The 10,749-nt window shown below is 58.7% G+C and carries 8 protein-coding genes and 1 pseudogene; 7 read left to right on the forward strand and 2 right to left on the reverse strand.

The features are described from left to right. Positions 1–1,417: 1,417 nt before the first annotated feature. The 6 genes and pseudogenes from EOD29_RS29275 (at position 1,418) to EOD29_RS29295 (ending at position 7,028) form a co-directional block, all read left to right on the forward strand. Positions 1,418–2,596 (forward strand): cytochrome P450, encoded by a 1,179-nt coding sequence (locus tag EOD29_RS29275; protein WP_063169385.1) that lies wholly within the window; start codon positions 1,418–1,420, stop codon positions 2,594–2,596. A gap of 29 nt (positions 2,597–2,625) precedes the next feature. Continuing rightward, positions 2,626–2,748 (forward strand): annotated as a pseudogene (locus EOD29_RS37445) (ferredoxin); the annotation flags it as partial. 138 nt (positions 2,749–2,886) lie between these two features. Next, positions 2,887–3,474 (forward strand): nuclear transport factor 2 family protein, encoded by a 588-nt coding sequence (locus EOD29_RS29280; RefSeq protein WP_050580531.1) that lies wholly within the window; start codon positions 2,887–2,889, stop codon positions 3,472–3,474. Between the two features lie 148 nt (positions 3,475–3,622). Further along, complete coding sequence (locus EOD29_RS29285) at positions 3,623–5,224, forward strand: SDR family oxidoreductase (protein ID WP_063169384.1); 1,602 nt, start codon at positions 3,623–3,625, stop codon at positions 5,222–5,224. A 138-nt stretch (positions 5,225–5,362) separates the two neighbouring features. Then, a complete protein-coding gene (locus tag EOD29_RS29290) occupies positions 5,363–6,415 on the forward strand; it encodes an LLM class flavin-dependent oxidoreductase (protein ID WP_063169383.1) in 1,053 nt (350 codons plus the stop codon). Further along, positions 6,402–7,028, forward strand: a complete 627-nt coding sequence (locus EOD29_RS29295; protein WP_063169382.1) for a nitrogen fixation protein NifQ — start codon at positions 6,402–6,404, stop codon at positions 7,026–7,028. The genes EOD29_RS29290 and EOD29_RS29295 overlap by 14 nt, the downstream gene beginning before the upstream one ends. Here EOD29_RS29295 and rpoN read toward each other — a convergent pair. Both rpoN and EOD29_RS29305 read right to left on the reverse strand, forming a co-directional pair. Next, the gene (gene rpoN / locus EOD29_RS29300; protein ID WP_063169381.1) at positions 7,025–8,458 is read right to left on the reverse strand and encodes an RNA polymerase factor sigma-54; all 1,434 of its coding nucleotides are present in this window, start codon (positions 8,456–8,458) and stop codon (positions 7,025–7,027) included. The two genes, EOD29_RS29295 and rpoN, sit on opposite strands and share 4 nt — an antisense overlap. A gap of 68 nt (positions 8,459–8,526) precedes the next feature. After that, positions 8,527–9,060: a peroxiredoxin gene (locus EOD29_RS29305; RefSeq protein ID WP_063169380.1), complete on the reverse strand. Its 534-nt coding sequence runs from the start codon at positions 9,058–9,060 to the stop codon at positions 8,527–8,529. 1,173 nt (positions 9,061–10,233) lie between these two features. Between EOD29_RS29305 and EOD29_RS29310 the strand changes: the two genes are divergently transcribed. Continuing rightward, a complete protein-coding gene (locus EOD29_RS29310; RefSeq protein WP_199489650.1) occupies positions 10,234–10,506 on the forward strand; it encodes a hypothetical protein in 273 nt (90 codons plus the stop codon). Positions 10,507–10,749 lie beyond the last annotated feature (243 nt).

Consider the following 10,749-nt stretch of genomic DNA (forward strand, 5'->3'; position numbering starts at 1 on the left):
CTTCCGGCGGCGGCCAGTCGGCATCAGTCGAGGCCTCGGAGCCCGACGCATCCGAGGCCTCATCGGAGGGCCGACGGACCCAACCGTCGACAATGCGGGAGAGTTCTCGGCGCGGTCGCATCGATCGCATTCGTCGAAGTGCGGTCTGTTCACTGCGAACCAAGCAAGCCGAACGCGGTGTCCTCGATCGAGGCCTTGATGGGGGGATGATCGACGATCTCTATATTGCTTTGAAGCAGGAAGTTCCGTCGCCATATGTGGTTATCCTGGCAGCCAGAATTGAGCGGTTGTCGCAAGCACCAAGGCGGTCGCAATGAGTGCAACGAGGCGGAAGTCTGATCGATGGCTGCGGTTCGATGGCCGCGCGATCGACAAAATTGAGGTGATGAGTTATCCCTTTTGAAGCCGTTGCTCCCAATTCTGGGATAAGGTAATTGCAGGCGGTCCCAGCAACGTCGGGCGGCCTTTTTGGTGATCGAATTCATGGGACGACACTCTCGGTCCGTGACGCATCTGCGAATGACTCCGCAAGTTCCGTGCCATCAACGACAAATCTGGCTCTGCTGAGCGGGTGGTGGAGGCACGAGCGTGGGCTATCCCAAGAGCTTGCCGCAAGGTTGTTCGAAGTTGAGGTGCCGGATAGACCGCAAATATGTCGGGCGGCCTGGGGTTGGCCAACACGAAGATGCGCAAGTTCAAAAGGACGAGCTGAACCCTTGCCGATATCCATCCGAGGCTGATCTGGAGAAGGTCAAGAACTGCGTCTTGAAGGCTTCCGCCGCACCGGCAAATGCTAAGCCAAGGTGCTGGGCAAGATGGACAGGGCCATCCAACCCGTCGACTGGACGCTCATTAATGGCGTCGGTGTGGCTCTGTAGCTGGCGAGAAAAACGCCCTGCTGAAAGACAAAAGCTCGTGTGGCCGGCTCTGAAGGACGGCCAATGAGGCATGCGAGGAGAGGCTATAGTCCATTCGTGTAGACTGATCTTGTCCTACGGAGGCGGCTAACCACCCCGCCAGACATCATCGAGGGGAGCGCCACTAGGCTCACCCCAAGTGTTGGTCGTTTCCACCTGGTGACCTCGGCCAAGTCACCAAGCCGCTTAGCGCAAGCTTTCGAACTGGATGCTCCCCGGGCACATGATCGGCTAGCGATCCCACCAGTTGAGTTGCTCCAAGTCGCTGTCTAGCATTCTACATTCTGTGTCCGACGCTGGACAAGAATGTTGCAATCCCGACCAGCAAGTCAGCGCAGGCGCCACCTGTTGCCCAGCAAACGGCAAGGATTATCGAAAGACGAATTCGGCACGGAGCTTGCACCGACGATTGCATGCAAATGCCGACAGCATCTCATGAACGGTCTCTCGATTCTGGCGCGGTTAAATCGCGGCCGGTTCCAGATCATGTCCCGCCCGAAATGGTGAGGGACTTCAACCTGTTTACGTCGCCCGGCATGTTGCCGACGGCTAACGGGGATCCGCATGCAGCGGTTGCTTGCGTTCATGCCGGGCCTCCGATCTTTTATTCAACCAGCAACACGCGCGACGGTCGGGGTACCTGGGTCATCACTCGCGCGAGCGACCAGCGCCGGGTGCTGCAGGACACCGAAACGTTTTCCAGCCATCGCAGCATCTTCGCCTCTGTGCTCGGCGAGAGCTGGCCGATGATCCCGCTTGAGCTCGATCCGCCATTCCACGGTGTTTTTCGCTCACTGCTCAATCCGCTGCTTTCGCCAAAGCGGGTAATGGCATTGGAGCCGGCTGTCCGGGAACGAGCGATCAAGCTGATCGACAGGATCGCCGCATCAGGCACGAGCTGCGACATCATGAAGGATTTTGCAGTTCCGTTCGCGGTCAATATCTTCCTTCGCTTTATTGGGCTTTCGGACAACGGACTAGAAACATTTGTCGGCTGGGCTAGAGATCTGCTCCACGGCGATAAGGAGCAACGACCACCCGCAGCCCGGACGATCGTGGCCTTCATCGACGAACTTGCCACCGAGCGCCGCAAGGAGCCGGTCGATGATTTCATGACCTTCATCGTGAAGGCAAAGGTCGAGGGTCGTCTGCTCAGTGACGAAGAAGTCCGTGGCATCGGCGTGCTTGTGTTCGTCGCGGGACTCGACACGGTCTCAGCAGCCATATGCTTCGACTTGGCCCATCTCGCGCGCAACCCCAAAGATCAGGAATTGCTACGAAGCGAACCTGACCGGATTGCCGTCGCTGCGGAAGAATTGCTGCGCGCCTATTCGACCATTCAGATGATCCGAGTGGCAACGAAGGATGTCGACTTCAAAGGCGCGCCGATCCGCAAGGGAGATTATGTTTCCTGTGCCACGATGATTGCCAATCGTGACCCGGCGGAATTCGAATGCCCGAATGAGATCGATCTGGCGCGCGAGGACAACCGGCACGCTGCCTTTGGCTATGGTCCCCATCGTTGTCTTGGCTCACACCTTGCCCGGCGGGAGATTGTCATTGGCCTGGAGGAGTGGCTGGCGCGCATCCCAGCCTTTCGGATCAAGACAGGGACTGAACCTATCACCTTCGGCGGCCATGTGTTCGGGATCGAGAATCTGATCCTGGAATGGTCCTGAAGTTTCAGCCAACGACATTGGAGTTCGCTATGCGTGTCGTCGTACATAAAGCCAGATGCCAGGGTCATGCGCGCTGCTGGGCGCGGGCGCCGAGAGTCTTCAAGCTTGATGACGCCGGCTACATCTTGCCCGGTGATATTGATGTTGCCGATGGGGAGCAACTGCTTGCCTCAAAAGGGGTACGAGCCTGCCCCGAACAAGCTCTGGAAGTTGACGAGCCCCCCGCTAACTCAGTTGTAGAGAGAGACACACGCAAAGTGCAGACTGGCATCGGGAAGGACAAAACAATCATACAATTCGCGACAGACCCTGTCGACCACGCGAAAATTACCGAACTGCGTGACCGAGAGGCGATCCGCAACTGCCTGTATCGGTACTGCCGCGGGATAGACCGCGCCGATGAGGCGGCGCTGCGTAGCGCATACTGGCCCGAAGCGTATGACAGGCACGGTCCCTATTGCGGACCGGCAGAGGACTTCATCCAATTTGCTCTCGGTCTGCCGGGGCACCGTAACATCCATCAAATCACGAACAGCCTGATCGACTTCATCAGTTCAGCAGAGGCCGCGGTCGAGAGCTATTTCACCGCGCTGCAACGCGGACCGGATACAGACCAAGAAATACGTCAGACGCTGCTTTGCGGCCGTTACTGCGATCTGTTTCAGAAGAGGCAGGACGAGTGGCGAATTGCGGAACGGACAGTCGTCTACGATTGGGTTGAGGAGCAAATCCCGCCAGCGATTCTTGAGGCAGATAGGTTCGGCCGGCGACAGCCGATTGGAGCACCACATCCAGACGATCCCATCTACCAGTTGCTCAAGGGTCACATCCCCACCGACCAAGATGGCGTCGAGGGTCCCCAACTGGGAGCTGCATAAGTGGGTAGGAATGGAGGATGAGCGCCCTACGGGAACGACATCTGTGTGGGGCCGCGACTGGCGGTCACTGCAACGATTTGGCTCGGCCCTTCATTCCGCCCAAGGTTGATGGGCTGAGATCACAAGCGGTCATCGTGGAGAAGCTCTCGTGAAACTGGCAGCACGCACCGTAATCATCACAGGCGCTGCGGGCGGGATCGGCCGTGCCCTGGTCGATATCCTTGCCGCGGACGGAGACACTGTAGTTGCGGTGGACCTTCCGGGCAGTGGTGTGGTTGAACTGGCTCGGGATCTCGGGTCGCCGCACGTCGGTCTGGAGTGCGATGTGTCGCGAGAGAAGGACATGCTCTCACTTTTCGGCCAGGTCGAAGCACGGTTCGCGCAAATCGATGTCCTCATCAACAATGCGGCGGTTGGACCCACGATGGATAGGATCATCGACACCGCTGTCGATACCTTCCGACGCGGCGTGACAGTGAACCTTATTGGGCCATTCGTTATGGCCCGGGAAGCGGCGCGGCGCATGAAGCCGGGCGGTGCGATCGTCAATGTGGCTTCGATGGCGGGCGTGGTCGGCAATCCCAGGCGCAACGCTTACGCAGCCTCGAAAGCTGGCGTGATCTCGTTGACAAAGTCCCTTGCATGCGAGTGGGCTATGCGAGGAATCCGCGTCACGGCGGTGGCGCCGGGCTCCGTCCGCACCCCAATGGTCACAGAACTGGCACGCGCTGGCAAAATGGACCTCGCGGCGATACGCCGCCGCGTGCCGATGGGGCGCTTGGCTCGCCCCGACGAGATCGCCAGGGTCGTGCGTTTTCTGAGCAGCACGCAGGCGCGCTACATCACCGGCTCGGTGCTGGCAGTCGACGGAGGCTGGATGTCATTCAACCAGCCGGGGGATGCTCACCCGCCGGTGGATGGTGCGCTCCAAGCCGAGCTCTCCTGTCCGGCCGAATGCACAGATGCGCGAATCGTGCTCGTCACCGGTGGCGCAAAAAGCATTGGCGCGGCCGTCGCTCGCCGCTTTGCCGCGAACGGCGACACCGTCGTGATTGCTGATAAAGATGGCACTGCAGCGGCAGAGCTGGCTACATCGCTCCCCGGCAAGCATCTGGCGAAATCGCTGGACGTGGCCGTCGAGAGCGATGTGGTGTCGATGTTCGAAGAACTGAGGGGACGCTTCGGGTATATCGATGTTCTGGTCAATAGTGCTGATACCGCCGACAGGATTGTGCCTGCGATCGAGCAACTGTCGAAACAGCTCGAACACGTCCTGGATGTCAACCTTACCGGCGCCTTCACCTGCGCGCGCGAAGCGATCAAGGCTATGCGCCCGGGCGGCGTGATCCTCAATCTCGGGTCGATCGACAGCTTTCTGCCGTTCGCGCCGCGCCATGCCTACGGCGCCTCCAAGGCGGGGATGGATATGCTGACCCGTTGCATGGCGGCCGAACTCGGGCCGGTCGGAATTCGGACAGCCACCGTCGCTCCTGGCCACATCCGCACGCCCGCACTTGCTCAGTTGGCCAAAGCCGGCCGCATCGACCTGACAGCAATCGGACGACGCATCCCCATGGGCAGGATGGGACGGCCAGAAGACGTCGCAGATGCATCGTTCTTCCTTGCTTCGTCTGACGCCTCATACATCAACGGCTCGATCCTCTACGTGGACGGCGGCTGGACCTCGTTCGGTGATGCGGGAAACGCCAGCGAGCTCTATGACGAATGTTTTGCGGAGGCCGCAGGTTAATTGCCAGGCCTTCGCAGGGCGACCGGCCGAGCATTATGAAGCCTCGGCTCCACGACGCACCTGAGGTGCTTGAGATCCAAGCATGCGCATGCCGAGCACATTCCCGGTCGGCTGACGTGTCTATAACGAGGAGAAATCATGGAATTTGCCACTTTCATTCTGGCCGCCCAGCGTGGCTATCACCAATCCTCAGAAAGCGTCATCCGCAACTCCATCGAACAGGCCGTCGCTTCGGAGCAGGCTGGGTTCAACACCGCGTGGTTTGCTGAGCACCACTTCAACAATTACAGCCTCATACCATCCCCGCTGATGATGGTGGCGCACTGCGGCGGCTTGACAAGCACGATTCGCCTGGGCACTGCCGTCTGCGTGCTGCCGCTTTACCAACCGCAGCGCCTGCTGTCCGAGATCGGCTTCGCCGACATCGTTGCGAACGGCCGTCTCGAGCTCGGCGTAGGCTTGGGATACCAGCAGTTCGAGTTCGAACGGTTCGGCGTGGACATCGATGAGGCGCCGGCCGTCTTTTCGGAATACCTGGACATCATTCTCAAGGGCCTCAACCAAAACGTCTTCGAACACGACGGCCAGTATGAGAAGATCCCCCCAACAGCGATTTCGGTCCGCACAGTCCAGCAGCCGACGCCGCCTATCTGGATCGCTGGCGGAGCCGCACGGATGGCTCGGGCCTACCGCGAGGGGCACAATTTTTTTGTCACAGCCTTCCACGACGGCTTAGAGACTTTGACCACACTGCGTGAATCAGTCGAGAGGGCGGCGGCATCCGAGGAAAAGAACGTCACCGACGTCAAGATATCGCTGCTGCGCTGCTGCTATGCCAGCCACGACGAGTTGGAGATCAACAGCTATCTCGACAATGCCCGCTTCCAGCGCCGGCTTTCTGAAGCCCTGCATCAGCGTCGCCAACAGAGCCACGATGGCTACCTGCTGCAGGAGACACCGACCCAGCAGGATCTGTCCTTCGAGACCATGCGCAAAAATTTGCCGATTGGCAGCGTAAATCGCGTGATTGATCGCCTGCTGGAAGAGATCGATATCTTGAAACCGGACCAGATCGCAGTTCAGACTCAATTGGGCGACTTCGACCAAAAGACGATGCTGCGCCAGATCGAGCTCTGGGGCGACAAGATCATCCCTGCGGTCAACAAGGCGCTTTGTCATGCCGGAAGCTGAAGCCGGCCGTTACGATGATGGCTGCCTATCCAGCGCGCAATGGCGTGGGTCCGAGCTAGGGAGGAGCTTCGATCAGCATGTGCTGCCCTGCGTACATTCACGTTCGCTTGAGGAGGTCCAGGCGGGCGAGGTGTTGGCGACGGAGGGGACAGGCCTTTCGTCTGTCGAATTGCGTGATGTCTTGGCCGCAACTTTCCCGTCTACCTCCAGCAGCGTATTCGCTTTGGAGGAGTTGAGCGAGCCCGAGCCGGAACTGGAAGAGGAACTGCTACGCCGGCTGCTGCTAGCGCATGCTGCGCCGGCCGACCCGGCGAGCGCCCGCTTGGCCAAGATCATCGCCCGGCGTGCGATGCGCATGGACCATCTTTGGCGGGATCTTGGCCTCTCAAATCGCGCTGAGCTCAGCCGCCTGCTTGCCAGACATTTTCCCGCGCTGGCGGCAGGCAACACAGAAAACATGAAATGGAAAAAGTACTTTTACCGCAAGCTGTGTGAGGCCGAAGGCTTTTCGTCATGCACAGCACCCAGTTGCGGGGAATGCCATGACTTCGAAAGCTGCTTCGGCCCGGAGGAAGTTGAGAGTCGCCTCTCGCCGACCACGAATGTCGGTTAGTCACTTCGCTTGATCGCAGCTGCGGACAAACGCTTATCGCGGCGCCGTCGTATGGAGGAAGGGATGTTCATCGCCTCGCGATATTTGGTGACGGTACGGCGAGCGACATCGATGCCGGTCTCCTTGAGTTGAGCAACGATGTCTTCGTCGGAATGTACCTTGTCGAGCGATTCTTCGGCTATGATTGCCTTGATCCGATGGCAGACAGCTTTGGCGGAGTGCGCATCGCCGCCCTCGCAGGATGCGATTGGCGCAGCGAAAAAATACTTCAGCTCGAACACCCCGCGCGGAGTCAACATGTACCTGTTCGAAGTCACCCGGCTTACCGTCGACTCGTGCATGCCGATCTCGTCAGCGACATTTTTGAGACAGAGAGGCCGCAGATGGGCGGCGCCGTGTGTAAAAAAGGCATCCTGCTGGCGCACGATTTCGGTCGCAACCTTAAGGATCGTCTTAGCGCGCTGCTTGAGACTGCTGATCAGCCAGTTCCCTTTTTCCTGGCAATTGTCGAGAAACGCTTTGCCTTCCGGATTTTGCTTGGTCAGCTGCGAGATTTCGGCGACATAGGTGTGGTTGATCAACACTTTGGGCAGCGTGGCCGGATCAAGCTCCACCCGCCATCCACCTTCGGACTTGGGCATTACCCAGACGTCCGGTACGATGGTTTCCGGCGTCCCGGACTGGAACCGGTCTCCAGGCTTGGGATCGAGCGCGCGGATTTCGTTCCTCATGTCGAGGAGATCCTCCTCGTCGACTCCGCAACGCTGCTTCAATCCCTGAAAATCCCCCCGTGCAAGCATCTCGAGATTGGCGACCAAAGCTGCCATAGCCGGGTCGAACCGGTCTTGCTGGCGCAGCTGAATCTCCAGGCATTCGCTGAGAGTTCGCGCAAAAATGCCCGGCGGATCAAATTGCTGCAAGATTCCGATGACCCGTTCCACATCAGCTTGCCGAACGTTTAACGTCCTGGCCAGATCGAAAAGGTTTACCTGAAGATAGCCAGTGTCCTCCAGATGAGCGGCGAGCTGTCCGGCAATCAGCCGCTCCTGGGGGGTGAACGGGTTGAGGGCGACCTGGCGGGCGACATGGTCGTGCAATGTTTCGGTGTGGGCGGTAAACTCCTCGACGGCAGGTCGATCGTTGCCGCTACTGCGTTGCGACTTCCATTGCCCGCGCCCGCCAGACGGCCCGCCAATGGGCGATTCGCCGATTTCGCTTCTGCTTTGACTGCTCCGCTGATCCACCCCTGGCAGCGGCGAATCGTCGTCAAACGGGTCAGGCTTCAAAACGGGGTTCTTCTCGAGTGCCTGCTGCACGAGCTGATGGAGTTCAGTATGCGTCAATCGCAGCAAGCGAATAGCTTCAATGGCTTGAGGCGATAAGACCATACGTTGCTTCTGGCGTTGAAGCAGGCTTGCTGAGAGATGCATGTTGAACCGTGATCTGCCGAGGAGGCTCTAGTGTGTGCTTGGGTTGTGTGAGACTTTCCACTTCTGGGTCATGCCGCCGCCTTCAATTTGTCGAGAACGTTTTGCGGGGATGAAACGCCATAGGGGTCCGTCTCGCAGTTGTCACAGAAGCCTTCCTCCTCGAACCACTGCTCCACCACGCCATCGTCGATCAGAGCGGCGTATCGCCAGGAGCGCATGCCAAAGCCCAGATTGTCCTTCGCGACCAGCATGCCCATTTTGCGCGTGAACTCGCCCGACCCGTCTGGGATCAGCTCGATCTTCTGCAGCCCCAAGGACTTTCCCCACGCATTCATGACGAAAGCATCGTTGACCGAGACGCAGTAGATCGCGTCAATTCGCAGTTCCAGAAATTGATCATAGAGTTTTTCGAAATCGGGCAGTTGGAAGGTCGAGCAGGTCGGGGTGAAGGCGCCAGGCAGCGAGAACAGGATGATGCGCTTGCCCCCGAAATAATCGTCGGAGGTCTTGTTCTCCCACTGATAAGGATTTGGCCCCCCGATCGACTCATCGCGAACACGCGTGCGAAAGGTCACGAGAGGAACGTTCTTTCTATAGGTCATTGATTTGCTTCCAGGCCAAAGTGGTACGGTGCATTTTTCGGTTAAACTGAAGCGGCATCGACTTCGGTCGACAGTTCCGGCAGCCTCGCGCCTTGGCGTGGTTGCCTCGGACCGGTCTTGTGCAAGACCGCCCCCGAGCAGGCACGTTTAACGGCGACGAGCTTCCGCGGAGACGGGGAATTTTGCTCGCGTGCTTTATCGAGCTTTGAGAGGTAGGCATGGTCTGCAACCGTGATTTTGACTGCGTTCTATCGACCGAGTCGCAAGCGCCATGCCAATTGACCCGATGCCTTGGGTTCACTTCGGTTTTTGCAGCAACTTTCGTGTTGTGCAGTAATGCCGGTCGATATTATTGCTCAAGCAGCACTGGAAATTGGGTGCGACTCCGTTCGGCAAACCCGGCCTTTGTCCGAAGCCGGACACGAATGTCGGAAATAGCCAAACGCCAGGATCTGGGGCGGGTTAAGAAACGTTGCCGTGGGCACCGGCTTCAGCACAATTGCGCCACGCGAGCATGGCTCCCAGCGTCAATGCCGTGCAGCAGCGAGACGAAGTCACTGCAGAATATCAACCTCTGCGAAGTCGTTGAAACCCAGCATGTGCGAGCCGTTCGAGGCGCAGATCAAGGCATGCTCGAGGAAGAGCTCGTGCTCTCGGCAGCAAGTGTTGCGACGTCTGACAAGGATCGTCGCGCTTCAAGGAAAAGAACCTGAATGGTGCACGGCTTGTGAAGGCCGGCGCATGGAAATGGCTGGGCTGATCATCCTCCATGAGGGTTGAATGAAGAGCTGGCCCCTATCTCCCTCAGCTGCAACGGGGGGAGATAGGGCATGTCCGTCTATCGCGCTGGGTAACATTCCTCGGTGATGCAATAAGGGGGAGCAATTTCTCATTTCGGCAGACACGACCCAGCTCTCCTTTCATGCGCTGATTCCCCCAGGGGAAATCGCGACTCCAGGCTTCCTATGCAGCGAATCGCGGTGCTGTCCGATGTCCGACAATGTCGGATGCGGATCGTAGCTGGGCTAGATCCGTCACTTTGCCTCGATGGTTTCCCACTGGCCTTATATCTGCTTCGCCCAAATGCGGCGACATAACCTGTGCGGCATCTGTGAATGGATCGACTTCAATCGAGACCTCGGAGGTCCCGATGCGCGAAGGGAGCTTGCCGATATGACGGCCACCATAGCGAACCACGGTCCGGACGACGAGGGGACTTGGATCGGCGGGCCTGCGGCGCTGGGACACCACCGCCTGGCAATCATCGATATCCAGGGCGGCCGCCAGCCGAGGATGCTCCAGGGGGATGGCCGACCTGACTTGGTGCTCGTCTACACGGGTGAGACTTACAACTACCGCGAGCTGCGTCAACAGCTGGCCGGCCTAGTCCATCGCATGAACACGAGCAGTGACACCGAGGTGGTGCTGCACCGCCCCCGCGAGTAGGGCTCTTCGGCGGGTACACTTTTTTCACGAAATCCGTGAATGTTTCTCGCGACATCATCCCGCAATCGGTGGTGCAGCGGGTGAAGAGCCCGTATCCGGCTATCCAGAATGCCGCCTACGACAAAATACTACGTACGCGGTTCACTGTGATGCTGGACGACCTAGTTGTGGAGCTTCAACAGGTTGTCCTCGATCAGGGCGAGGCGACTGATAGGCGTTTTTGACTTTAGGCTGCCATGTGGA

The sequence above is a fragment of the Mesorhizobium sp. M1A.T.Ca.IN.004.03.1.1 genome (assembly GCF_003997555.1).
In the GTDB taxonomy this organism is placed as follows: Bacteria; Pseudomonadota; Alphaproteobacteria; order Rhizobiales; family Rhizobiaceae; genus Mesorhizobium.